Source organism: Cupriavidus sp. 291-E7 (assembly GCF_057798835.1).
Window position 1 is genome coordinate 34,974 of record NZ_JBYOJV010000017.1, and the last position, 24,816, is coordinate 59,789.

General features: G+C 62.1%; 21 protein-coding genes. 11 read left to right on the top strand and 10 right to left on the bottom strand.

Annotated features, from left to right (window positions below; translation table 11 throughout):
* Positions 1 to 3 precede the first annotated feature (3 nt).
* The 4 genes from AC3FLX_RS25315 (at position 4) to chrE (ending at position 4,721) form a co-directional block, all read left to right on the top strand.
* Positions 4 to 1,920 (top strand): Kelch repeat-containing protein, encoded by a 1,917-nt coding sequence (locus AC3FLX_RS25315; protein ID WP_488700081.1) that lies wholly within the window; start codon positions 4 to 6, stop codon positions 1,918 to 1,920.
* A 192-nt stretch (positions 1,921 to 2,112) separates the two neighbouring features.
* Positions 2,113 to 3,087 (top strand): chromate resistance protein ChrB domain-containing protein, encoded by a 975-nt coding sequence (locus AC3FLX_RS25320; protein ID WP_488700082.1) that lies wholly within the window; start codon positions 2,113 to 2,115, stop codon positions 3,085 to 3,087.
* A gap of 41 nt (positions 3,088 to 3,128) precedes the next feature.
* Positions 3,129 to 4,334 (top strand): chromate transporter, encoded by a 1,206-nt coding sequence (locus AC3FLX_RS25325; RefSeq protein ID WP_488700083.1) that lies wholly within the window; start codon positions 3,129 to 3,131, stop codon positions 4,332 to 4,334.
* Positions 4,335 to 4,379: 45 nt separating this feature from the next.
* Positions 4,380 to 4,721, top strand: a complete 342-nt coding sequence (chrE, locus tag AC3FLX_RS25330) for a rhodanese family chromate resistance protein ChrE (RefSeq protein WP_488700084.1) — start codon at positions 4,380 to 4,382, stop codon at positions 4,719 to 4,721.
* Between the two features lie 93 nt (positions 4,722 to 4,814).
* Here the strand turns inward: chrE and AC3FLX_RS25335 are convergent, their stop codons facing one another.
* On the bottom strand, positions 4,815 to 5,648 hold the full coding sequence (locus tag AC3FLX_RS25335; protein ID WP_488700085.1) for an oxidoreductase: 834 nt from the start codon (positions 5,646 to 5,648) through the stop codon (positions 4,815 to 4,817).
* Between the two features lie 95 nt (positions 5,649 to 5,743).
* Between AC3FLX_RS25335 and AC3FLX_RS25340 the strand changes: the two genes are divergently transcribed.
* The gene (locus AC3FLX_RS25340) at positions 5,744 to 6,712 is read left to right on the top strand and encodes an AraC family transcriptional regulator (protein ID WP_488700086.1); all 969 of its coding nucleotides are present in this window, start codon (positions 5,744 to 5,746) and stop codon (positions 6,710 to 6,712) included.
* Positions 6,713 to 6,734: 22 nt separating this feature from the next.
* Here the strand turns inward: AC3FLX_RS25340 and AC3FLX_RS25345 are convergent, their stop codons facing one another.
* Positions 6,735 to 7,619 carry a LysR family transcriptional regulator gene (locus tag AC3FLX_RS25345; protein WP_488700185.1) on the bottom strand — a complete coding sequence of 295 codons (885 nt, stop codon included), beginning with the start codon at positions 7,617 to 7,619 and terminating at the stop codon, positions 6,735 to 6,737.
* A gap of 127 nt (positions 7,620 to 7,746) precedes the next feature.
* On the opposite strand from AC3FLX_RS25345, the gene argC reads away from it, so the two are divergent.
* Entirely contained in the window at positions 7,747 to 8,676 is a 930-nt protein-coding gene (gene argC, locus AC3FLX_RS25350; RefSeq protein WP_488700087.1) for an N-acetyl-gamma-glutamyl-phosphate reductase, read from the top strand.
* Between the two features lie 173 nt (positions 8,677 to 8,849).
* Here argC and AC3FLX_RS25355 read toward each other — a convergent pair whose 3' ends face one another.
* Complete coding sequence (locus AC3FLX_RS25355) at positions 8,850 to 10,832, bottom strand: alkyl/aryl-sulfatase (protein WP_488700088.1); 1,983 nt, start codon at positions 10,830 to 10,832, stop codon at positions 8,850 to 8,852.
* Between the two features lie 274 nt (positions 10,833 to 11,106).
* On the opposite strand from AC3FLX_RS25355, the gene AC3FLX_RS25360 reads away from it, so the two are divergent.
* Positions 11,107 to 12,537: a DUF2252 domain-containing protein gene (locus AC3FLX_RS25360; RefSeq protein WP_488700089.1), complete on the top strand. Its 1,431-nt coding sequence runs from the start codon at positions 11,107 to 11,109 to the stop codon at positions 12,535 to 12,537.
* A gap of 15 nt (positions 12,538 to 12,552) precedes the next feature.
* On the opposite strand, the gene AC3FLX_RS25365 is transcribed toward AC3FLX_RS25360, so the two are convergent.
* The 4 genes from AC3FLX_RS25365 to AC3FLX_RS25380 all read right to left on the bottom strand — a co-directional run bounded on the left by AC3FLX_RS25365 (position 12,553) and on the right by AC3FLX_RS25380 (position 15,234).
* Entirely contained in the window at positions 12,553 to 13,053 is a 501-nt protein-coding gene (locus AC3FLX_RS25365) for a hypothetical protein (protein ID WP_333682225.1), read from the bottom strand.
* 10 nt (positions 13,054 to 13,063) lie between these two features.
* Complete coding sequence (locus AC3FLX_RS25370) at positions 13,064 to 13,876, bottom strand: DUF2092 domain-containing protein (protein ID WP_333682223.1); 813 nt, start codon at positions 13,874 to 13,876, stop codon at positions 13,064 to 13,066.
* A gap of 67 nt (positions 13,877 to 13,943) precedes the next feature.
* On the bottom strand, positions 13,944 to 14,465 hold the full coding sequence (locus tag AC3FLX_RS25375) for a hypothetical protein (RefSeq protein WP_488700090.1): 522 nt from the start codon (positions 14,463 to 14,465) through the stop codon (positions 13,944 to 13,946).
* A 445-nt stretch (positions 14,466 to 14,910) separates the two neighbouring features.
* The gene (locus AC3FLX_RS25380; protein WP_488700091.1) at positions 14,911 to 15,234 is read right to left on the bottom strand and encodes a hypothetical protein; all 324 of its coding nucleotides are present in this window, start codon (positions 15,232 to 15,234) and stop codon (positions 14,911 to 14,913) included.
* A gap of 351 nt (positions 15,235 to 15,585) precedes the next feature.
* Here AC3FLX_RS25380 and AC3FLX_RS25385 point away from each other — a divergent pair, with 351 nt between their 5' ends.
* Complete coding sequence (locus AC3FLX_RS25385) at positions 15,586 to 16,479, top strand: DMT family transporter (RefSeq protein WP_488700092.1); 894 nt, start codon at positions 15,586 to 15,588, stop codon at positions 16,477 to 16,479.
* Between the two features lie 81 nt (positions 16,480 to 16,560).
* Here the strand turns inward: AC3FLX_RS25385 and AC3FLX_RS25390 are convergent, their stop codons facing one another.
* Positions 16,561 to 17,904: an epoxide hydrolase family protein gene (locus tag AC3FLX_RS25390; RefSeq protein WP_488700093.1), complete on the bottom strand. Its 1,344-nt coding sequence runs from the start codon at positions 17,902 to 17,904 to the stop codon at positions 16,561 to 16,563.
* A 371-nt stretch (positions 17,905 to 18,275) separates the two neighbouring features.
* Between AC3FLX_RS25390 and AC3FLX_RS25395 the strand changes: the two genes are divergently transcribed.
* Complete coding sequence (locus tag AC3FLX_RS25395) at positions 18,276 to 19,487, top strand: cytochrome P450 (protein WP_488700094.1); 1,212 nt, start codon at positions 18,276 to 18,278, stop codon at positions 19,485 to 19,487.
* Between the two features lie 43 nt (positions 19,488 to 19,530).
* Here AC3FLX_RS25395 and AC3FLX_RS25400 read toward each other — a convergent pair whose 3' ends face one another.
* Positions 19,531 to 19,935 (bottom strand): SRPBCC family protein, encoded by a 405-nt coding sequence (locus AC3FLX_RS25400; protein ID WP_488700095.1) that lies wholly within the window; start codon positions 19,933 to 19,935, stop codon positions 19,531 to 19,533.
* Between the two features lie 233 nt (positions 19,936 to 20,168).
* Between AC3FLX_RS25400 and mdeB the strand changes: the two genes are divergently transcribed.
* A complete protein-coding gene (mdeB, locus tag AC3FLX_RS25405; RefSeq protein ID WP_488700096.1) occupies positions 20,169 to 22,826 on the top strand; it encodes an alpha-ketoglutarate dehydrogenase in 2,658 nt (885 codons plus the stop codon).
* Between the two features lie 112 nt (positions 22,827 to 22,938).
* On the opposite strand, the gene AC3FLX_RS25410 is transcribed toward mdeB, so the two are convergent.
* The gene (locus tag AC3FLX_RS25410; RefSeq protein WP_488700097.1) at positions 22,939 to 23,358 is read right to left on the bottom strand and encodes a DUF1801 domain-containing protein; all 420 of its coding nucleotides are present in this window, start codon (positions 23,356 to 23,358) and stop codon (positions 22,939 to 22,941) included.
* A 207-nt stretch (positions 23,359 to 23,565) separates the two neighbouring features.
* On the opposite strand from AC3FLX_RS25410, the gene AC3FLX_RS25415 reads away from it, so the two are divergent.
* Entirely contained in the window at positions 23,566 to 24,816 is a 1,251-nt protein-coding gene (locus AC3FLX_RS25415; protein ID WP_488700098.1) for an MFS transporter, read from the top strand.

Genomic DNA, 24,816 nt, shown 5'->3' on the forward strand with positions numbered 1-24,816 from the left:
CTGTTGTCTCCCAAGCCGCTAAAGCGGCAAACGATCATCTGGCTGCTGTTGTCGTTGATGCTCGCGTATCTCCTGTCGGGTTGCGGCAATGATGATGCGGCGCCGCAGGCCCCGGCTGGCCTGACCTACGGCATGACGTCGGCTACCTATCAGGTAGGCACGGCGATTGTGGCAAACCGCCCAACCGCGAGCGGTGGCATCGTCGACCGCTATACGATCACCCCCGCACTGCCGGCCGGTCTCTCGATCGATGCTGCCACGGGCATCATCAGCGGCACACCGACGACGGCGAGCCTCTCTACTATCTATACGGTCGCGGCACAAAACGCTAGCGGCATCGCCACCGCACGCGTGCAGATCGAGGTGCGCGGCGTTGCCGCCGCTCCGTCAACGCTGACCTATCGCGAGGCCACGATCACCTACCCGACCGGCGTCGCCATCACCGCCAACACACCGACGAGCAGCGGCGGCCCCATCACGAGCTACAGCGTCACGCCGGCCCTGCCGGCCGGTCTCTCGCTCGACGGGCAGACCGGTTTCATCACCGGAACACCAACCGCCGTCACGGCCGCCGCAACCTACATCGTGACGGGAAGCAACGCGGCCGGTAGCACCACCGCAACGCTACGGATCACGGTACAGGCGGCCGTCGTCGCGCCCGCAAGCCTGACTTTCAGCGCGACGTCCGCCCTCTATGTCACGACCGAACCGATTACGCCGAACGCGCCCGTGACCACCGGCGGCCCCATCGATACATTCAGCGTCTCGCCCCCGCTTCCCGCCGGGCTGAGCCTTAACGCCGCGACGGGCGTCATCAGCGGTACGCCCGCGGCGGTCCAGTCGTTGGGTGTCTACACCATTACCGGGACGAACGCTGTCGGCAGCGTGCAGGCACAGGTACGGATCACGGTGACGTCGCGTGGCACCTGGACCGCCGCCGCGCCACTGCTTGTGCCGGTGCATTACTTCACCGCCACCCGTCTGAACGACGGCCGCGTGCTGGTCGCGGGCGGGACTGGAGCCGGTGGCTTTACCGCGCGGGCCGAGTTCTATGATCCCGCAACCAATACGTGGCAGCTGACCGGCGCAATGAACTCCGCGCGCAGCGGGCACACTGCCACGCTGCTGCCGGACGGCCGCGTGCTCGTTGCTGGTGGTGAAGTCGTTTTTCGGATGGCCGTCGATAGCGCCGAGGTCTACGATCCGGCCACGGGCGTCTGGACGCCCGCCGGCAACATGAGTGAGACACGCGCGAACCACACCGCAACGCTGCTGCAAAACGGCAAGGTCCTGGTCACCGGTGGCTATGACACCAACGGTACAACCACGTTTCGGAACAGCATTGAGCTCTTCGATCCAGTCGCCAATGCGTGGACGCGGATGACCACGACGTTGGCAGCCCCCCGTGCCCAGCATGCCGCGGACGTCCTGCCAGATGGCAACGTACTGGTGATGGGCGGAGTGAACCGGTTCGGCTTTGTCACCAGCGCCGAGCGAATCGCCGTCAACGATAGCGGTACGACGACCGAGGCGTTTCCCATTTCCGGCAACGTGACCATCTCGGCCCGACTCGCCGATGGCACCATCCTTGCGCTGGCCGACGGATCGACCGATGCGCCGCGCTACACCCCGTCGGCATCCACCTGGACCGCCAGCACGATGGCCGTGCTGCGCACCATGCCGACAATGACGACGCTTGCGGACGGGCGAGTGCTGGTTGCGGGCGGCGCGGTCGGTGCCACCCACACGACATCGACCGAAATCTATAGCCCCGATACCAATACGTGGATCGTCGGCACCCCGATGTCCTCTGCTCGGGGCTCGGCCCAGGCCGTGCTACTTACCGACGGCAGCGTGCTCGTGATCAGCGGCTTCGGCGGCACTGGCGACGTGCCGACCGTTGAACGCTTTCGGCCGTAGCGGTTTCGCCGGGGGCGGCCATGCGCAGTGGGCCCGTCCCCATCGCATCGGTCATTCCACCCCAAGAAGGCCATGCTGCACTCCCAGTGCAGCGCGTGAAGCACTTAATGAATCGAAAAAGCTATCTTCCACCTGCTTTGTAGAGATATCTACAACATTGAAGTAGCCCATACAGCCCGCTAAGCTGGCTGCATGAACGCTATTCCATCGCCCCCCGAGACTGCCTGGCTGCTGCTCGTTGTCAGCCTGCCAACATCCGCCTCCACGGCCCGCATGCGTTTCTGGCGTGGCACCAAGACGCTTGGCGCCACGGCACTGCGCGACGGCGCCTATCTGCTTCCCAATCTGCCAGGACTGCGCGCACCGTTGCAGGCACTGGCCACCGATGCGGCGAGTGAAGATGGCAAGGTCTGGATGCTGTCCGTACAGGCCGCGGATGAAAAGCAGGAGGCGGAATATCGCGCATTGTTCGATCGAACCACCGAATACGCGGAATGGATGGCCGAACTCTCCAGCGCCCGTTCCACGTTGTCCGATGCGGATGAGGCTGAGTTGCTGCGCGTGGCACGCCGGCATGGTCGTGGGATCGACGCCATCCGCAAGATCGATTTCTTCCCCAACGAGGCGTCCGCGCGTGCCGAAGCACAGTGGCGCGACTTCAATGCGGCGATCGACATCCTGCTTTCGCCCGGCGAGCCGCGCGGCGTGGCCGGCAGCATTCCGCGGCGTGACCCCACCCAGTATCAGGGGCGCCGGTGGGCAACCCGCCAGCATCTATGGGTGGACCGTATTGCCTGCGCCTGGTTGATCCGGCGCTTTATCGATCCTCATGCCACGTTTGTCTGGCTCGAAGATATCCGTCAGTGCCCGGGCGACGCACTTGGATTCGACTTCGATGGCGCGACGTTCACACACATTGCCGACCGCGTTTCGTTCGAGGTGCTACTCGCCAGCTTCGGACTAGACGAGGACAAAGGACTCGCCCGCCTCGGCCAGATGATCCATGTGTTGGATATCGGCGGCACGCCCGTTGCAGAGGCCAGTGGGTTTGAGGCCGTGCTGGCTGGCGCACGGGAGCGCCTTCCCAATGACGACGAACTGTTGGACGAAATGCGCTACGTCCTTGACTCGCTATACACGCATTTCTCAGGCGTGCGCAAACGCTAGTCGCCGCTATCCACAAAGATACGGATCACTCAACAGACAAGATGAACTCGCCCCAACCACCTGATACCAATGCAGCCGGGCCGGTACACGGCGACGTCGCTTATACGCTCCGGCAACTGGTGATGTACTTCCTGCGGCTTGGCACCTTTGGCTTCGGCGGCCCCGTGGCGCTGGCCGGCTATATGCACCGCGACCTCGTCGATGCCCGGCAGTGGATCACCGATGCCGACTACAAGGAAGGGCTTGCCCTGGCGCAACTGGCGCCGGGCCCCCTGGCCGCTCAACTGGCGATCTACCTCGGGTACGTCCACTATCGCGTCGTTGGCGCGACGCTCGTTGGCATCGCCTTCGTACTGCCGTCTTTTTTGATGGTGCTGGCACTCGGCTGGGCATACGTGCGCTTTGGCGGTTTGACCTGGATGCAGTCGGTCTTCTACGGTGTGGGCGCGGCAGTGATCGGCATCATCGCAATCAGTGCGTACAAGCTGACCAAGAAGAGCGTCGGCAAGGACAAATTGCTGTGGTTTATCTATCTGGTGCTCGTTGCCGTTACGGTCATCACCGAATCGGAAGTGGCGTGGCTGTTCCTTGCGGCTGGCGTCCTGGTCTGGTTCTGGCGTGCCCCGCCAAAGTGGCTGCGCCAAGGCAAGCTCAATGCGTTGGCGGCAACCCCCTTACCAATGGCAGGCGGATTGATGAGTACGCTGGACTGGCCCCTTCTTTCGCAGATAGGCGTGTTCTTTGCCAAGGCAGGCGCCTTCGTTTTCGGGTCGGGCCTTGCCATCGTGCCGTTCCTGTACGGCGGCGTGGTGACGGAGCACCACTGGCTGAACGACAAACAGTTTGTTGATGCCGTCGCGGTTGCCATGATCACCCCGGGCCCGGTTGTCATCACGGTTGGCTTCATCGGCTACCTCGTGGCGGGCTTGCCTGGCGCCTGCGTGGCGGCGGCTGCAACGTTCCTCCCGTGCTATCTGTTCACGGTCCTGCCAGCACCCTATTTCAAGAAATACGGAAAGCTACCCGCCATCCTGGCGTTTGTGGACGGTGTCACGGCGGCGGCCATCGGCGCGATTACCGGCGCGGTGATCGTGCTTGCGAAGCGGTCGATCGTTGATATTCCGACGGCGTTGCTGGCGCTTGTCACCGTCGCACTGCTGCTGAAGTTCAAAAAGCTGTCCGAACCCGTGATCGTTGCCGGAGCGGCCTTGATCGGTCTGATCGCCTATCCGTTGTTGCATCACTAAGATGCCCGCTACCGCAGCTCGGAACCAACCGAAGAAGGTAATGCCATGCCAAACACCACCTCCCCACTGGAACTCGCGGCAGCCCTGCAATCGGTTGACGCGCCGCAGTTGATCGACGTCCGGCGCAAGCCAGCGTTCGATGCAAGCGAGCAAATGATTGCAGGGGCCATCTGGCGCAATCCTGACGAACTTGGCAAATGGATCACCACGCTCGACGCGAACCGCCCTGTCACCGTCTATTGCGTCCGCGGCCATCAGGTCGGTCAGGACTGCGCGGCGCTACTCCAGGCAGCCGGCTTCGACGCGACGTATCTTATCGGCGGCCTCGAAGGATGGGTCGCGGAGAATCACCCGACGATTCGCAAACCGTTATCGATAGAACCGTGAAGTGGATCACACGTTAGTGGCCGACGTAGGGTCGACGAATGGTCGTGAAGGGCCGTCGACGCATTTCCGCAAGGCGACGGCCTTCCGCGCGACTCAACCATCCGTCGAAACCGTTACGGTCTCCCACGTCCGAAGCTCGTCTTCGAGGGCCGACAATTTGCCTCGCACCAGGCTGAGTGCATCGCTGCCGAGCAGAAGATGAACGGGCGGGTTGTCCGCAGCAATGGCGGACAGCATTGCGCGTGCCGCTTTGCGAGGATCGCCCAGTTGCTTGCCGCTCTTCTCTTCGCGCGCTTTGCGGATGGGGTCAAACACCTCGTCATAGTCGGGGATGCTCCGGGGCGTTCGCGCCATTGAGCGGCCTGCCCAGTCGGTCCGGAAAGAGCCGGGCGCCACAGCTGTGACGGCGATTCCGAAATGCTTGACCTCTTTGGAAAGGGCTTCGGAGATGCCTTCAAGCGCAAACTTGCTGCCGCAGTAGTACGTGATTCCGGGCATCGTGATGAAGCCGCCCATCGACGTAATGTTCAAAATGTGGCCGCGTCGGCGTGCGCGCATAAACGGCAATACCGCCTTCATCATGGCGACGGCGCCAAAGACATTCACATCGAACTGCCGACGCATCTCCGACAGGGGCGATTCTTCCATCACCCCTTCGTGCCCATAGCCGGCATTGTTGATCAATACATCGATGGGACCGACGCTCGTCTCGATTTCCGACACGACGCCGTCGATCGCGTCGAAATCCGTCACATCAAGAATCCGTCCATAAGCGCCGCCCGTGGATAGCGACTCGAAATCGCGCTTGGCTTCTGAACTTCTCACCGTACCGACCACTCTGTGGCCCGCCGCGAGCGCCTCTTGAGCGAGCGCCCGGCCAAAGCCGCTGCTCACGCCAGTGATAAGAAGAGTTTTGCTGGAATGCATGGGAACAACCTCCATCGCGTTGATTAGTGGTTGCATGGTAGTCTTGCGACCACAGCCATAGAAGGCTTGTTTCGCTAATTTTCTTGCCTAAAACTATGAGCGCAAAACCTGCCTCGGCGGCGCGGCCTGAAGGCTCCCGTCAAAGTCAGAGCCGCATCGTTACCCTGCTGCACGGCCTGGCGCCTGACGAGGGATACAACTTGACGGCCCTGCCGAGCGTTCGCATCCTGCGTTCGAACCGGGCGTTGTCACGCGCGCCGGTTCTGTATGACCCTGGCATCGTGATCGTGTGTCAGGGCCGCAAGCGAGGTTACTTCGGTGATCAGCTCTATCTATACGACGAGCATCACTACCTCGCGGTTTCCGTACCCGTGCCATTCACGATGGAAACCGACGCCACGCCGGAACGTCCACTGCTTGCGCTGTACCTCCATCTCGATTTCACGATGGCCGCCGAGCTGGCGGCGCAGATTGATAGCGAAGGTGCCACGGAGACAACGCAGGCACCCCAGAGCTTGATGTCTACGCCGATGGATGACGCGATGCTGTCGTCCGTGCTGCGTTTTCTCGAAGCGATGCACCAGCCGCTTGAAGCCGCCGTATTGGGCCAGGGTCTGCTGCGCGAACTGTACTTCCGTGTGCTGACTGGAGCGCAAGGCCAATCCATGCGAGAGGCTCTGGCAATGCGCGGGCAGTTCGGCCAGATTGCGCGGTCGCTGCGCCTTATCCACACCCGCTATGCTCAGTCGCTCGACGTCACGCAGCTTGCCGAGGAAGCGGGCATGAGCGTGCCGAGCTTCCACAGCCACTTCAAGGCCATCACGCAGATATCGCCCATGCAATACGTCAAGTCGACGCGTCTGCATCAGGCGCGCCTGTTGATGGTGCGCCAGGGTCTGAGCGCGGACACCGCCAGCCACGCGGTGGGCTACACGAGCGCTTCGCAGTTCAGCCGGGAGTTCAAGCGTCTCTTCGGTTTGACACCCGCAGCGGAGACCAGGCGCATGCGCGAGAACTTCACCGTGCCAGCATTTGCCGATGCGACTTATGTGTCGTCCCACTGAACCGAGCCACGGCTGACAACGACTACACCAATCGCAGATCCCACAGCACATCAAGTACGTGTTGGGTGGAGCGTTCGACGTACCCCGCTCGATGCGCGATGCCGAGCCGGCGCCATAACGCCGGGCGCAGCGGACGCATGACGATGCGCTTGTCCGGCAATGGTGTGGTGGCCTCGTGCGGCAACAGCGCCGCGCCGTAACCCGCCGCGACCAGACTCTTGATCGCATCGTTGTAGTTCAGTTGAATGCGTGGTGCCGGATGATGTCCCGCGGCCGCGAACCACTCGGCGGTCTGACGCGAGAGGCGCGTGGTGGTGTCATTGAGAATCAAAGGCTGGGCGGCAAGCCATTCCGGCGTGACGCGGGCCGGACACTGCCAATGCGCCGGCACGAAAGCCATCACGGGGTCGCGGCGCCAGGGCTTTATCACCAGCCCGGGCACCGGCGTCTGAGGCAATGCCACCAGCCCGATATCCAGCGTGCCGTCCGCCAGTCGGGACAGCGTTTCCTGCGAAGTGAAGACTGCAATCTGAATGTCGATGGCGGGATGCCGCTCGCGCAGCACTTCGAGCGCCTGTGGCAGCAGGTGCGCAATCGCGCCGGTCGACGCACCGAGCCGGGCGCGCCCTTCGAGCCCCTCCACCTGGCGTTGGATATCGTCCAGCGCCCGCTCCGCATCGGCCAGCAGCCGGCGCCCGCGCTCCACCAGCACCTCTCCGATTGCCGACGGCCTTACCTGTCCGCGTTTTCTCGACAGGAGCGGCGCCCCGATGCGTTGTTCCAGTTCAGCAATGTGAAGGCTGACCGTGGGCGGCGCCAGATGCAAGGCACGCGCCGCCTCGGCGAATGAGCCGTGGTCGGCAATGGCGACCAGCGTGCGCAGGCGGTCCAGGCTGATCTCTCGCATGTCGGCTCCAGATTCAGGAAAACTGAATATCAAGGTTGTGAAATTCAACTTTCCCTATTCTAGGGGGTAATGGAAGATTGGGGCTCCTTCGACGTGTTATCCCTTCAGTCACCGGAGTATTCCTCGCATGAGCTCTCCCCTGGTTTTCATCGACGGCGACCAAGGCACCACCGGGTTGCAAATCCACGAACAGCTGCGCGGCCGCACCGACCTCCGCTTGCTCACGCTTCCCGCGTCGGAACGCAAAGACCCACGGCATCGTGCGGAAGCCATCAATGCCTGCGACATCGCCATCCTTTGTCTGCCCGATGCCGCCGCACGCGAGGCGGTGAGCGCCATCGTCAATCCCGACGTCAGGGTGATCGACGCAAGCTCCGCCCACCGCACGCATCCGGACTGGACCTATGGCTTCCCGGAAATGGCATCGGACCAACCCGCGCGCATCGGGAACGCGCGGCGGGTCACCAATCCCGGCTGCTATCCGACCGGTGCGATTGGTCTGCTGCGTCCGCTTGTGCAAGCCGGGCTTGTCCCAGCCAGCTACCCGATCAGCATTCACGCGGTGTCCGGTTACTCGGGACGCGGGCGTGCCGGCGCGGAGGAATATGAGGGGGCCGATGCCGTCGGCGGGCCGGAATTCCAGGTGTATGGGCTCGAACTCGCGCACAAGCACCCTCCGGAGATCCAGCAGCATTCCGGGCTCGCGCAGCGTCCGATCTTCGTTCCCGCGTATGGCGCGTTCCGCCAGGGCATCGTGCTGACGGTTCCGCTCGCGTTGAGTCTGCTGGCCCCCGGCGTGGATGGCGCCATGCTCCACGCATGCCTCGCCCGACACTATGCCGGCGCGGGCCATGTACACGTCTTGCCGCTGCACGAATCAGGCGTGCTAAAGCACCTGGACCCGCAAGTGCTGAACGGTACGAACGACATGCAGTTGAGCGTATTTCCCAACGTGGAACACGGGCACGTCCTGCTGTCGGCGGTGTTCGACAATCTTGGAAAAGGTGCATCCGGCGCTGCGGTTCAAAACCTGAACCTGATGCTGACGCAGCAATAGGGGCCGATGGGTTGCCGCCGTTCCGGAATTTCTGACGGCCGAGATCGGCCAGGGCATCCGTATAGCGCAACCCTCCCCGCTTCGCCGCTCGTGTGTCGCCGGCATACGAGCAAAAGCCTGCGGACCTTTCAGTCCGCAGGCTTTTGTCATCCCGCGTGCAGTGCGTCGCCGCTTTATGGCGTGACGATGTTGAACCAGAACTCGAACGTATCCAGATAACTGACCAGTTCGTCCAGCTTGGCCTGGTTACCACTGACCTTCGCGCTGCCGTTGCTGATGGCATCGGCCATCTTGGTCTGGCCGAGGATGATGCCATTCAGCGTGTCACGCGACATCGTTACGTTGGCATCCGCCTGCTGCGCCTGCACGCCCGCCGTGTGGTTGAGCACGCCGTTTTCCAGCTCCAGTAGGTAGGTTCCGTCCGGCTTGCCAAGGTCCACATTCAACGCGATATGGGCGTTGGCGGCCTTGGCGCGGTTCACGCGAACACTGAGATAGTCGAAGAACATCTCCGGCGTCATCGCCCTCACAGTGTCGGCACTGGCTGTGTTGGGCGTCGGCAGTTTCTTCACGCCTTCACGCAACTCCTTGGCGCCGGTCAGATAGAAGTTGCGCCACGGACCGGACTCCGCCTGGTAGCCGAGTTGCTCCAGCGCATCGGCCTGCAGGGCCTTGGCAGCCTGGTTCGACGGATCGGCGAACACCACGTGATTCACCACCTGCGCTACCCAGCGGTACTCGCCGCGCGCGTAAGCCTGTTTCGCCTTCGCCAATACCGCGTTGGCACCACCCATGAACTCGACGTAGCGCTTGCCAGCCTCCACCGGCGTCAGTTCGTCCAGCGTGGCCGGATTGCCGTTGAACCAGCCAAGGTAGAGCACATAGGTCGCCTTGACATCGTGACTGACAGAACCGTAGTAGCCCCGGTTGGCCCACATATTGGCCAGGCTTGGTGGCAGCCTGAACTTGTCCGCGATCTCGACCATCGTCTCGCCTTGGTTGGCGAGATGCAGTGTTTCGTCGTTGATATAGCGGTACAGGTCACGCTGCTGGCGCAGCAGCTTCACCACGTTATCGCGGCCGAACGTCGGCCAGTGATGCTGCGCAAACATCACGTCCGCCTTGGCACCCCACATGGTCACCGCCTGGTTCAGGTACTTGGACCACGGCAACGGTTCCCGAATCTTGGCGCCGCGCAGCGAGTAAGTGTTATGCAGCGTATGCGTGCAGTCTTCCGCCGCCGAGATCGCGCGCTTCTCTTCGATGTACCACAGCATTTCCGACGGCGCCTCCGATCCTGGCGCCATCAGAAACTCATAGGTCAATCCGTCGATCGTGCGTTTCTCGCCGGTCTTCGTGATGATGTCGGTGGGCGGCAGCAGCGTCACCGTGCCCGCGGACGTCGTCGTGCCCAGCCCGGCGCCAACCTGCCCCTTCGGGTCGGGCGGCAGCAGGTTCCCGTACATATAGCTGGCGCGGCGGCTCATGGCATTGCCCGCCATGACGTTCTCGGCAACGGCCGCGTCCAGAAAGCCTTCCGGCGCGTAGATCTTGACCTTGCCGGACGAGACATCGCCAGGCTCCACCAAAGCGCGCACGCCGCCATAGTGGTCGACGTGGCTGTGGGTATAGATCACCGCCTTGACTGGTTTGCGACCGCGATTGGCATAGTAGAGGTCGATGGCAACCTTTGCGGTTTCCTGTGAAACCAGTGGATCCACCACCGTAAGCCCTTCCTTGCCTTCGATGATGGTCATGTTCGACAGGTCCTGGTTGCGAACCTGATAGATCCCATCGGTGACCTGGAACAACCCGCTGATATTGATGAGTTGCGCCTGCCGCCAGAGGCTCGGATTGACCGTGCCCGGCGCGGCGGATCCTTCCTTGATAAAGGCGTACTGCTGCGGATTCCAGATCGGGTTGCCCGACGTGCCTTTGATGATGGCATCGGGAAGCGGCGCAACAAAGCCGCGATGCGCATCATCGAAATCCGAACGATCCGAGAACGGCAACTCGCCAAGCAGCTTCTGATTGGCGGCCTTGGTCGCGCTGGTGGCGTCCTTGCGCGCATCCTGCGCCATGCCCGCGCTGGCCTGCACCAGGGCGACAACGGCCAGTGCGATGCCACTGATCACGATATTGCGGTTCTTGGTCATTCCTAACCCCTGTTCCAATGTGGTGGAGCACAACCTGAACGGATTTGCCTGCGTTACCGAGTGCCGGGAAATACTCTGACAACGTCAATGGAAGCGGAAGTGAATCTTTTCGGAACGCGTCCTAAAAGGAAAATCACAACCTCGGGGGTAATTCCGATACCGTCGCTCGGGACATTTTCTCCAGCCTATCCATCGGATCGCGCCTAACCTAAAGTAAGCGATGAGGCGCCCACAGCTCCGCCGCGTTGTTACCAACAACAAGGAGACGATCCAAATGTCCAAGGCCAAGAACAAGAACGGCGATGAGCGAGTGGGCGATCAGACTTCCCAATCCAAATACTTCACGTCCGACGAACGCGCCGCGAAAGGCCGGATGCTGCGCGATGCGGTGCCCCGGTCCTCCCAATCCGGATGGCGACCCGCCAACGATCGCCGGGACCCCGTGGCGCTGCTGGAAGAATCAAACACCGGGCGAATCCTGGAGCTCGTCCCCATTCGATTTGGCCGCATGTCGGCCTCACCGTTTGCCTTCTATCGGGGTGCGGCGGCGATCATGGCCGCCGATCTTGCGACGACGCCGTCCAGCGGCATCCGCGTACAGGCCTGCGGCGACGCGCACCTGATGAACTTCGGTGGATTCTCCACACCGGAGCGCAATATCATTTTTGATATCAACGATCTGGACGAAACCCTTCCGGCGCCCTTCGAGTGGGATCTGAAACGCCTCACCGCCAGCATCGTGATTGCCGCTGACCATCTGGCATTGCCCAGGAGCGACGCCGCGCGTGTGGCAACCGATTCGGTTCGGGAGTATCGGGAACGCATGCATAACTATGCGGGGATGCGCGCGCTCGACGTCTGGTACGACCGCATCGACCTGCAGAATTACGAGGATCGTACGGGCGACCCCAAGGTCGTTGAAGCAACGCGCAAGCGGCTAGCGGAACGCATCGAGGCGGAACGGCGCAAATCGGTGCCCGATCACCTGTACCCGAAATTCGTTGCCGAAGCGGGCCTGCATCCAAGAATCAAGGACGAGCCGCCGTTGATTTTTCATCCGTCCGAAGACCTTGCGCCCGATCTTTCGTCGGGATACCAGGCCGCCATTGAAGCGTATCGGGCAAGCCTTGCCGACCATACGCGCGTGCTGTTCGACCGCTTTCACTTCTTCGACATGGCCATCAAGGTAGTTGGCGTGGGCAGCGTAGGCACGATGTGCGCCGTGTGTCTGTTCATGGCGGCTGATAACGATCCGCTGTTCCTGCAGGTGAAGGAGGCGCGCGCGTCAGTGCTCGAACCGTATGCGGGCAAGAGCGTCTATGACAATCACGGCCAGCGCGTCATCGTGGGGCAGCGTCTGATGCAGGCCGCCACGGATGTGTTCCTTGGCTGGACACGTGGCAGGAACGGAAAGGATTTCTACGTTCGTCAGCTGAGGGATATGAAACTGTCTGCCCTGATCGAGGATTGGGACAGCGGCTTGCTGCGTCAGTACGGCAGGATGTGCGCCCACGCGCTGGCCCGTGCGCATGCCCGGACCGGCGACGCCGCGATGATGGCGGGATATATGGGATCGGGACGCACCTTCGATGACGCGATCTGCGAATTCGCCACCGAATATGCGTCCCAGAACCGCAGCGACTTCCGCGCCTACCTCACAGCCATTCGAAGCGGGCGCATCGAAGCGACGATCGAAGACATCTAGGCAGGCGCCAATCAATTAGTACGGCGCGTTCACCACGACGTACTGCGATCCTTGCGGCTGGTACCAGGTGCCGCCGCACTGTTGATACACCATGCCGCCGTAGTTGACCGGGGCACAGTTCGGCGGCACCGAGCGCACCATCGATCCGACCACTGCGGAGGTCACGGCTACCGTCGCCGTAACGGCTGCCGCCGTGGCCACCGGATGGTAATCGTTGTCCCAACCACCGTGGTTGTCGACATTCACGTTGACGTTGCGGTTCGAATTGACGTTGACGTTGCGATTGGTGTTGACGCTGTTGACGCTATTGCTGCGCACGTTGTTGGAGCGTACGTCCGCCCGGCTGTTGTTGGCCTGGCGCGCAGCGCCACCACCACCGCCGCCACCACCGCCGGCCATATGCCCGCCACCGCCGCCGCCTCCGGGGCGCGCTTCCGCCGTTGGCACCCACCCCATCGCGGCCAGAACCAGTGTGGTTGCGCAAACCACGGACAGCTTGCCGAATGCGTATGTCATCGCAGGCTCCTTAGCGGGTCTTCAGTGGAACGAACTCGGCGGGCTTGGCACCCGGCGGCGGCGTGAACGCGAAGGTGGCGTTGCCGAACTTCGGATTCAGGTTCCACTTGTAGTACGTGATCGATTGCGGGCGCGCCTCGTCCGCGCGATTCGTGATGACCAGTTTGCGCGGCAACGGCCGTGCGCCGGCCGAAATCCAGATCTGCCAGTCGAACTGACCTTGCCTGAAGGCATAGTGATCGCAGAGGTCACCCGCGATGAAATCCTGTCCGGCATTCATTGCCGACACGATGTTGTTGGTCGGCGCGGCCGGTGTTCCCCAAAGGAACAAGTCCGCGGACGGCACTTCGATGCCATAGCGCTCACTCAATCGATCCACGAGCGTGCTGAGGTTGTCGCTGAATTGCGCCTGCGAGTAGAACTTCTGCTCTGGCTGGTAAAGCGTCACGGTCTTGCCGTCGTAGATCAGGTCCCGCTGCAGGCGGGCACTACGCATCTGCGCGCGCAACTTGTTGGGGCGCACGACATCAAGGTCGGCAATGGCGGTGTGCTGCAACTTCTGTCCGTCCTGCAGTACGCGCTCGCCGGTCAGGCTGATACCGACTTCAAACTGCTTAAGGGATTGCAGGGTCGCGCCCATGTCCTGCAATGCCTTGATGACCGCCGGGTCCACCGCATTGGCTTCCGGCTTCGCCGCCTGGGGCTGTGCGGGCGCGGCAGCCGCCTGGGGCGGATTCGCGGGCGCGCTGGTTGGAGTCGGGGGAGTGTTGCTGCAAGCCGTCAGAACGACAGCGAGCAAACCAAGTACCGGTAGGCGTGCCATGAGGAAACTCCAGTCGATGTACAGCCGTTAGTAGCGAACCGCACCGGAGGCAGTCAGCCGTCCGAGTTCAATGCAGCACGGTGGATCGTTCGGGCAACGGTCCCAGGAACATTCTTTTGAATCGGTCGCGGCCAATCGCACGGACGATTTCGGCGATGACGCAGTACGAAAAGATCAGAGTCAGCAGCAGGATCTGGATAGCCCAGAAGCGCGGCCAGCTTATTTCCGTGAACAACGTGTGGTTGGCAGCCGCGAAGCTTGGCGCCTCTTTCCAGAATTCGTACAACCGCTCCAGGTAGTGCACGAGCAGCGCCACCAGTGTGTAGATCAACGTCTTCCAGCCGACATTCCAGATCAGCGGCTTATCGGGAAACCGGTTGATGAAGGGCATCATGTTTGCGATCAGCACGGCTTTGCCAAGGATCAGCGCGGCTAGCAGTATCGATGCCGATGTCTCCACTTCGATGCCGGAACTGCGGAGCATCAAGGCGCGGATCACCGCGACGATATGAAGTGCCACCAGGAAGAAGATCGTGGGCGGCAGCATCTCCATGAACTCGTGCTTAATCGTTGCGAAGACATTGCTCATTCCGCGCCTCCTTCAATATCGCGCCCCTCCGAATGCTCGCCGGTCAATCGTCGTCACACGTAGGGATGCGAGACGCGGCATGGTCGCCTCAGGCGGCGGCGGCCGGCCTGCGCTGGATGGAAATCCGAACGAATACTTGCAGCTTTGGCGACGCGACGGAAGTGAATGATTCTGTTCGTGACGGTAATTTGTTTCGAGCGCACCCTCGGTGGGCACAGTGTCATTAAAGTCAACGCGCTCAGCAGTCTGCAAGCTGCATGTGCATGGCTTTCAGAAGGCACTTCTATCGGCCGCAGTCTTGGACTTCGGGCCGTCTGTAATGCTGTGCGGTTTGGATCGCACCCGCAATCTCAGATGCCGTCTGTATTTGCTTTGTCAGGCGTTGCGAGGTCGAGCGGTTATTGCGCTGCTGTTCCCTGAATCTGAGGCAGGCGAACGCTTGGCGTTAGTACAGCTTCTTCGGCGCTCCGGTGAGCGGACTTGCCTTGCGACGCCGTTCAAGCCAGACCGAGATGCCGACGCCTATGGCGACGAAGAGAATTGGCGCCAAGACATACGATCCGAAGAGGACGCCCTTGTCGTAGGCGGATGCGCCTTCGATTTGCTCGATCAGCACAGTGACCAAAGCTCCAACTGCCACCATCGCGCCGAATCCCGCGAGCCTCAGCCGGGTCACCAGGACGCGCCGCAGCAGCAAGTTCAGAAGGACCGCGCCGTACTTTCCGGCGAAGTAGATGATGACGTATGCGATTGCAGCAGCGATACCCATGATTTCGCTTTTTATTTGTGGTGACTGGTGACTGATGACTGGTGGCGGCTGCCTGCGGAACCGGCTTCGCATCACGCCGGAGTGCTTTCTTATTCTGATTATCGGAAATGACTGAAATTTCGCCTGGCACCTTATCATTGGTCCCCAGCGACTGACCACCCTTAAAACAGGGGTGTCAGTACTCCGCCACAGGACAAGTCATGGTTTCCGGATCAGCAGCCGTCCTTTGCTGGCGTTGATCCAAATGAACTGGGCGGAAGCAGCCTTTCTGGTTTCGGACGTATATTGCTGGGTCCGGCAACGACTCCTGGCGCTTGCTCCCTGTGCGCCACGGTGGCGATCTCTTACACAATGAAAACAACCCGCATCGATCCAACCACGCTGTTTCTTTTGACGTTTCCACCGCTTGCCTGGGCAGGTAATGCCATCGTCGGTCGCCTGGCGGCAGGCGTTGTGCCGCCGATCACCCTGAATCTGGTGCGCTGGATTATCGCGGGCCTGCTACTGGCGCCCTATGCATGGCGCGGCGTCGTGAGCCATCGGGCCGCACTCCGGCGGCATATGGGCGTTCTGACGGTCATGGGCGTGCTTTCGATCGCCAGCTACAACGCATTCCAGTATCTGGCGCTGACGACTTCCACCCCGATCAACGTCACGCTGATCGGCGCATCCACGCCCTTGTTCCTGCTGATTATTGGCGCCACTTTTTTCAAGGAATCATTCCGGTCGTGGCATGTGGCGGGCGCCCTGCTCTGCCTGCTTGGCGTGTCTTTCGTATTGATGCGTGGCGACCCCGGTCGGCTGGCCCAGCTCGAATTTGTGCCGGGAGACCTCTATATGCTCGCGGCGACTGTCGCATGGAGCTTCTATACGTGGCTGCTGCGCAAGAATCGCCCTGACCTGCCGCTTCCCGTTCTGCTGTTTGCGCAGATTGTTGCCGGCGTGATTGCAAGCATTCCCACCGCCGCGTGGGAAATCAGCATGCTGACGCAGCCTCTGCAATGGAGTGGCAAGGTTGCCTGGATTCTGCTCTACGTTGGTACCGTGCCGTCGCTGTTGGCGTATTTTGCGTGGGATCGGGCCATTTCACGCGCCGGGGCACAACTGCCGGTTTTCTTCATTACGCTCACGCCGCTGTTTGCCGCCGTGCTCTCCACCGTGCTGTTGGGCGATTCCCCGCATTGGTACCACGGCGTGGGCCTGGTCTGCATTGGCCTGGGAATATGGCTGGCGCAGCGCCGCTAGCGGTTCGCAAAAAAGGCCCAGCCAGACCGGCTGGGCCCAAGCGCGGTTCGGGGATTACCCGGAACGGCGCAGCCACACCACTCAACGCACCGATTTGAACGCTGCCCTCAACTCTTCCACAAACAGCTGCGGCTGCTCCCACGCCGCGAAATGTCCACCCTTGGCCACCGTACGGTAGTAGTACAGCGACGGATAAGCCTGTTTGCTCCAGCTTTCCGGCGCCTGGTAGATTTCATGCGGAAACACGCTGATGGCTACCGGCACCTTGATATCGCGCGTCTTCTGGGCATCCGCGCTGAAATTATTGTTGTTGTTTTCCCAGTAGAAGCGGGACGACGATGCGCCCGTATTCGTAAGCCAGTACAGCGTGATGTCATTGAGAATGGCATCGCGGGACAGCACACGCTCGGGCACACCGCCGCTGTCGCTCCATTCCGCAATCTTCTCGTAGGTAAATGAAGCCAGTCCAACCGGCGAATCCGAGAGGGAATACCCAATGGTTTGCGGACGTGTGACCATCATCGCGCCGTAGGCCGCGTTACGGCCGAAGAAGCTGCTCAGCGACTGATATGCCTTGCGCTCCGGATCTGTCAATTCGGAAGGCGCCGCGTCGCCGGCGAGGATCGATTTCATCAGCGGGCCCGGCACCGTGGCTGGCATATTCAGGTGAATCGCCTTGAGCCCCGGCGGCGCCTGCCGCGCGAGCGCGTCTGAAACAACGGACCCGTGATCGCCACCCTGCGATACATAGTTCGTATAGCCAAGCCGTTTCATCAGAACATCCCAGGCGCGCGCAGTGCGATCCGGACCCCAGCCCAGATCCTTGGGCTTACTGGAAAATCCGTAACCCGGAATCGACGGAATCACTACATCGAACGCATCCTCGGCACGCCCGCCATAGGCGGTCGGGTCCGTCAGCGGCCCGATTGTCTTGACGAATTCGAATATGGAACCCGGCCAGCCGTGGGTCAGGATAATCGGCAGCGCGCCAGGATGGCGCGAACGGACGTGGATGAACTGGATGTCGACACCGTCGATGGTCGTCACGAACTGCGGCAGCGCATTGAGCTGCGCCTCTGCCTTGCGCCAGTCATATTGGGTGCCCCAATATTTGACAAGCTCCTGCACGCGGGCCAGTTGAATGCCCTGGCTTTCATCGGTCACGGTTTCCTTGTCGGGCCAGCGCGTGGCGGCAATGCGCTTGCGCAGATCGTCGAGCTGGGCCTGCGGCACATGCACGTGGAACGGGCGGATACTTTCGTCAGCATTGACGCGCGTCGCGGCAGCCGTCTTCGGCGCGGCGTCCGCGGCCCGGGCCGGCTGGATATGGCCGGCAAAGGCAATGGCGGCCAATGCCGACGCGGCCGCAATGGCGCGGGCGGCTGAAGGGAATTGCGGAAAAGCTCGGGCAACTGCATAAGACATGATGGTTCTCCTGATTGGCTCCAATCCATGCAATGAGTGGGAGCGGGCTTGAACGAACCATCACAGTCTAAAAATCGAATCGTCGCGCCAAGTGTCGGCCTGGGCGCCTTTTTGGATCGCCCTGTATCGACCGATCTCATCGATACAAAGGCATACATCCGAAGCTCATTTCGTCTGGAAATCTATTCAACCGGATCCGACGCCGCTCAGTAACACGATGTACCAATTGCCAGCGCGGATACATTGCGATACATAACGCGATAGATCGTCAGCCGACCCGCTGCTATAAGTTGGCGCGAAACCCGCCGGTTATCCGGCGATCCCGGTTTTATATTCGTCTCCACCTCGCCAGAACAAGAAGCAACGCCGTGATGAAATTCGAGTCATTTGCCACTCCCGCATTCTTCGAGAATCCCTATCCGATGTACGAACAGATCCGCGCCGCTGGTCCGCTGCTGCCGCTGGGTCCCAATACGTACGTCACCGGACGTTTCAGTGTCATCGATGCCTTGCTGCGCGACCGCCGTATGGGCAAGACCTATCTCCAGAGCGTGCAGGCCCGCTACGGCGAAGCTGCCACGCAAAACCCGGTGTTCCAGGCGTTGAGCCGCACGTTCCTGATGATCAATCCGCCCGCGCATACCCGGCTGCGGGCCTTGCTGATGCAGGCGTTCAACCGCAGGCAGGTTGAAGCACTGACGCGGATTGTTGAAACCACCACGCGCAGCCTGCTCGACCGGATCGGTAACAAGACCGAATTCGACCTGGTTGCCGATTTTGCGCTGCCGTTGCCGGTGGAGATCATTTGCCGGCTGCTCGATATTCCCGTCGAGGACGGCGTCAAACTCGGGGGCGCCGCCAGCCGGCTGGCCAGCGCGCTCGATCTGGCTCCGCTCAACGAAAGCCAGCTTGCCGATGCCAACGAAGGTGCGATGACCCTGGAGGCCTACTTCCGCGATGTGGTGGCGCAACGGCGTGCGCGACCGGGCGACGACCTTGTGTCCAGCCTGCTCGGCGTGGAGGAAGATGGCGCAACGCTGACCGAGGCGGAGATCATTTCGAACGTGATCCTGCTGTTCGTTGCGGGCCACGAAACGACCTCGAACATGATCGGCAACGCGATGATCGCGCTGTTCCGTGCACCCGGCGAACTGCAACGCCTGAAGGAAGGCTTGTCCGATCCGTCGGTGGTTTCGAAGGCCGTGACCGAGTGCCTGCGCCATGACGGCGCGGTGCAGATGGTGGTACGCACCGCATTCGAGGACGTGACGCTCGACGACGTCACCGTGCCACGCGGCAGCATTGTCTTCATGCTGCTCGGCGCAGCCAACCGTGACCCGGGCGCGTTCCACAATCCCGATCAACTGGATTTGTCGCGTGAGGGCGCCCCGTCATTGTCATTCGGTGGCGGCATTCACTACTGCCTGGGTGCTCGCCTGGCCGTGCTCGAACTGGAATGCGCGATTGCCGGTCTGCTCCGGCGTTTCCCGGCACTGCAGCCCGTGGATCTTGCGCAGCTTTCTTGGCATCGCCGCAACAACCTTCGCGGCGTGCAAGCCCTGCCGGTTCGAACCGTCGCCTGAGTTCGCGGCGCCGGGCGCATGCCACGCCCGGCGCCGCCGTAAATTACCGGCTCTCGACGTACTGCTTGAAGTTGTTCAGGATGGCCTGCCATCCTTGCTGTTGCTGCTCGACCGGATACTCGGTCTCAGCGTCGAACGTCACGCTGACCGTCACGCCCTGCGGCGATTCCGTGAACGTAACCTGGGCGGCACGCTCACCAAACGCATACTCGATGCGTTCGTGCTTCACAACGTTCGTGTAGGTACCGGCGAAGTCGAACCCCATGCTGCCGTCCTTGGCCTCCATCCGCGAGGAAAATGCCCCGCCAACGCGCAGATCGACAGTGGCGGCGGTGGTGTGCCAGTCATCGGAGGCGGCATTCCACTGCTTGATGTCGGCCGGCGTGGTGTAGGCGTGCCACACCTTCTCAACCGGGGCGGCAACCGTCGTTTCCACAGTGATCTTCATCGTCACATCTCCTTAAATAGTTAGCCAGACGGGTAACTATAGGTAGGAGAGACGAGAAATGCAATGCGCATTTACCGGTGCCAGACAACCAGAAGCGCATGCTGCAGATAATCCGCTCTACAGCACAACATGCCGCGCTGACGTCACCGTACAGCGCATTCCGATACATTCCATTGTCTTCCGCGCCCTAGAATCGTCTGAACGACGAAGGCATTCGAATCAGGAGACGAATCATGGGACGCGCCGAGCCACTGAATCCACTGCAGATCGATGGCGATATCGATCCGCTTGAAACCCGGGAATGGATCGACGCGCTGAGCGGCGTCGTGGACAGCGCGGGGCCTGGGCGCGCCGGGTATCTGCTGGAGCGATTGGGCGAGCATGCGGGCCATCTGGGTCTGGACCAGCGCGCGCACCCGTACTCCGCCTACCAGAACACGATCGCGCCGCAGGCGCAGCCGCCCTACCCTGGTGACCTGGCCATCGAACAGCGACTGACCGCCATCCTGCGCTGGAATGCGCTGGCGATGGTGGTTCGCGCCAACAAGGCTTATGGCGAACTGGGCGGGCATCTTGCCAGCTATGCCTCGGCCGCCGAAATATTCGAAGTCGGCTTTCAGCATTTCTTCCGCGCCGATACGCCGGACCGCAAGGGCGACCTTGTTTTCTTCCAGCCGCACTCCGCGCCGGGCGTGTATGCGCGAGCCTTCCTGGAAGGCCGGCTGTCGGAGGCGCAATTGTCGCGTTACCGTCAGGAGGTGGATGGCGGCGGCCTGTGTTCCTATCCGCATCCGTGGCTGATGCCGGATTTCTGGCAATTTCCTACCGGGTCGATGGGTATCGGCCCAATCAGCGCCATCTACCAGGCGCGGTTTCTGCGCTATCTGGAGCATCGCGGCATTGCCACGACGGATCAGCGCCGCGTCTGGGGTGTGTTTGGCGACGGCGAGATGGATGAACCCGAATCGCTGGCTGCGTTGTCGCTGGCAGCCCGCGAGCGGCTGGATAACCTGACCTTCGTAATCAATTGCAACCTCCAGCGGCTCGACGGTCCGGTTCGGGGCAATGGTCAGGTCATCAACGAACTTGAAGCGTTGTTCAGCGGTGCCGGCTGGAACGTGATCAAGGTGATCTGGGGCTCCGAGTGGGACACCCTGTTTGCGCGCGACACCAATCACGCCTTGCTGAAGCGCTTTGCCGCGATGGTCGATGGCGAATACCAGAATCTTGGCGCCAAGGACGGGGACTACAACCTGTCGCACTTCTTCCATCAAGACCCGGAACTGAAGGCGCTGGTGGCGGGCATGAGCGCGGCCGACATCGACGGGCTGCGTCGCGGCGGCCATGACCTGCGGAAGCTCCATGCTGCCTATCACGCCGCTGTACATCATGCTGGCCGTCCGACCGTGATTCTTGCCAAGACCAAGAAGGGGTATGGCATGGGCAATGCGGGCGAATCACGCATGACCGCGCATCAGCAGAAGAAGCTCGATGTCGATGCACTGCACGCGTTCCGCCAACGGTTTCAGTTGCCGATCGACGATGCCGCGCTGGAATCGATGCAGTTTTACAAGCCCGCCGACAACAGCCCGGAAATGGTGTACCTGCGCGAGCGGCGCGCGGCACTGGGCGGGCATCTGCCCCGCCGGAGCGATACCACGCAGCCCCTGCCAGTGCCGGCGCTCGACAGCTATGCCGGATTTGCGCTGTCGCCGGACGGACGCGAGGTGTCGACCACCACCGGCGTCGTTCGACTGTTCACGAACCTGATCAAGGACCGCACGATTGGCCGGCGTATTGTCCCGATCGTGGCCGACGAGGCGCGCACCTTCGGCATGGCCAACCTGTTCCGCCAGATCGGCATCTATTCGCCGGTGGGGCAGCTCTATGAGCCGGAAGATGCCGGCTCGATGCTCTACTACAAGGAAAGCCAGGACGGTCAGCTGCTGGAGGAAGGCATCACCGAGGCAGGCGCGCTGGCTTCGTGGACGGCGGCCGCCACGTCATACAGCGTCAACGGCGAGCCGATGTTGCCGTTCTACATCTACTATTCGATGTTCGGCTTCCAGCGGGTGGGCGACATGATCTGGGCCGCTGCCGACCAGCGCGCGCGTGGCTTCCTGATCGGCGCCACCGCCGGCCGTACCACGCTGTCGGGCGAGGGGTTGCAGCACCAGGACGGCAGCAGCCAGCTCGTGGCCGCCACGGTGCCCAATTGCCGCGCCTACGACCCCGCCTTCATTGGCGAGGCCGCCGTCATCATCGACCACGGCGCACGCGCGATGCTCGAACATCGGCGCGACGAGTTCTACTACATCACCGTCAACAACGAAAACTATGCCCATCCGCCGTTGCCGGCGTCCGCTCATGCCGACGTGGTGCGCGGCATATACCGGTTTGGCGTGCGGGGCGACGGAGACGCGCGCGTGCGTCTGCTGGGCTCCGGCCCGATTCTGCGTGAGGTCATCGCGGCGGCGGATCTGCTCGCGCAGGACTGGAACATCGCCAGCGAGATCTGGAGCGTGACGAGCTTTCCCGAGTTGGCCCGCGACGCACGCGAATGCGAACGTCAGCAGATGTTCGGCTGCAATGCCGACGCCACCAGCCACGTGGCCCGCTGCCTCGCCGGTACCGCACCGGTGGTGGCTGCCACCGACTACGTGCGTGCCTATGCGCAACTGATCGCGCCCTACGTGTCGGCGCGCTATATCGCACTGGGGACGGATGGGTTCGGCCGCAGCGATACGCGGAGCGCGCTGCGCCGCTTCTTCGAAATCGATCGCCACCACATCGTCGTGAGCGCGTTGCATGCGATCGATGCATCGCTGCATGCCGAAGCCGTGCGGCGTTACGGGCTGAGCGCCGGGGAAACGGCACCCTGGGGGCGGTGACGGCGGAGCGATGCGATGAAAGGATCGCCCGGCTAAAAACTGGACGGGACGCTGCGCGATGCAACACTCGCCGCAGCGGCCCGTTCGCAGCGTCACTCCATCGGAAACAGGTTCAAGCCTTGGCCTTGGTCTTGGTTTTTGCCTTCACGGCAGCCTGGTTCAGCGCCACGGCCGCGCGGATCAACGCCTTCAGCGCGGTCTTGTCGATCTTGCCGCCTTCCCGGAAATCAATCGCGCGGCGCACGTTGCCTTCCAGGCTCGAATTGAACAGCCCTTTCGGGTCGTCCAGCGACGCACCCTTCGGAAACGTCATCTTTACGGCGGCCTTGTAGACCTCGCCCGTGCAGAGAATGCCGTCGTGCGACCAGACCGGAACGCTCCACTTCCATTCCTCGATCACGTCCGGGTCCGCGTCCCTCACGATGGCGCGCAACTGCGCAAGCGTAGTGCCGCGCCAGTCGCCGTATTCGGCAATCCGTGCGTCGATCAGCTCGGCTGCCGGAATGCCCTCGAGCGTTTCCTCCTGCTTCATGGCGATGTCTCCCAGTCAATGGTGTTGTCAGGTTCGGATGCTTCGACCGCTACCGTTGTTACTGCGACGAACAACTGTTGATACATGGCATGCCACGCGTCGGGGCGGGTTTTCCCCTAGCTTTGAGGGACCCAGCCAACCTGGCGCGCCGTTCCGGAGAATATGACCGGAGGGCCACCACTATAAATCACAGCGTTCCCGCGCCTTATGTCCGAAGCCTCCAGCACCCTGCCCTCATCCGACGCGCCACCCGCGCACAGCTACGCGGCGCGCAATGCCTCCTACTGGCAGCGTAATCTCGCCGTGGCCACTTTCGGCTCGTTCACCACGCTCGTCAGCCTGAGCATGTTGCTGCCATTTCTGCCGCTATACGTGGAGCAGCTTGGCGTGACGGCCCAGGCCGACATCGTGCAATGGTCCGGCGTGGCGTTTGGCGTGACGTTCCTGGCCACGGCCGTGACGGCGCCGCTGTGGGGCAAGCTGGCAGACCGCTTCGGACGCAAGCCGATGCTGGTACGCGCCGCCGTTGGCATGGCCATCGTCATGTCGATGATCGGCCTGGCCCACAACGTCTACGAACTGGTTGCGCTGCGTTTTGCGGCCGGACTGATCGGCGGGTATGCGTCGGCCGCCACGGTCATGATCGGCACCCAGGCGCCCGCCGATCGGTCTGGATGGGCGCTTGGCGTGCTGTCGACCGGCGCCCTGGTCGGCAACCTCGTCGGCCCACTGGTCGGTGGCCTGTTGCCGAACCTGATCGGCATCCGCGGCACGTTCTTTGCCGGTGGCGCGATGATTGCCGTGGCGGCCCTACTCACGATCTTCGTGGTCCGCGAGGACTTTACGCGGCCCGTGAAGCAAGTGGCATCCAGGCAATCGGACACGGCGTCGCAGCCGCGCGCGTCACGCATTCCGCTCGCCGCACTGCTGATCACGGCGACGATGGTCCTGCTGTCCAACATGTCGATCGAGCCGATCATCACGGTGTATATCGGCGAGCTTGGCGTGCCCCATGACCGGCTGGTTACGATTGCGGGCATCGTCATGGCAAGCTCCGCCTTCGGCAGTGTATTGACGGCCTCGCGCCTGGGCGCACTCGCCGACCGCATTGGCGCCTGGAACGTCATCATTGGCTGCCTTGTTGCCACGGCGCTCGTGATGATCCCGCAGGCATTCGTCACCAACTGGTGGGCCCTTGCAGTGCTGCGCGGGTTGATGGGCATGACGCTGGCGGGCCTGCTGCCGGCCATCGGCAAGCTCGTACGTCAGGCAGTCAAGGAGCACCAGTCGGGAAAGATGCTCGGCTATCTGCAGTCGGCGCAGTTTGCCGGACAGGTCGTGGGGCCGCTGATTGGCGGGCAGATCGGCGTGCACTTCGGCATGCGATCCGTGTTCTTCGTCACCAGCGCACTGCTGCTGGCCTGCGCGGGTTTCGACCGCTGGGCCAGAAAGCAGTAG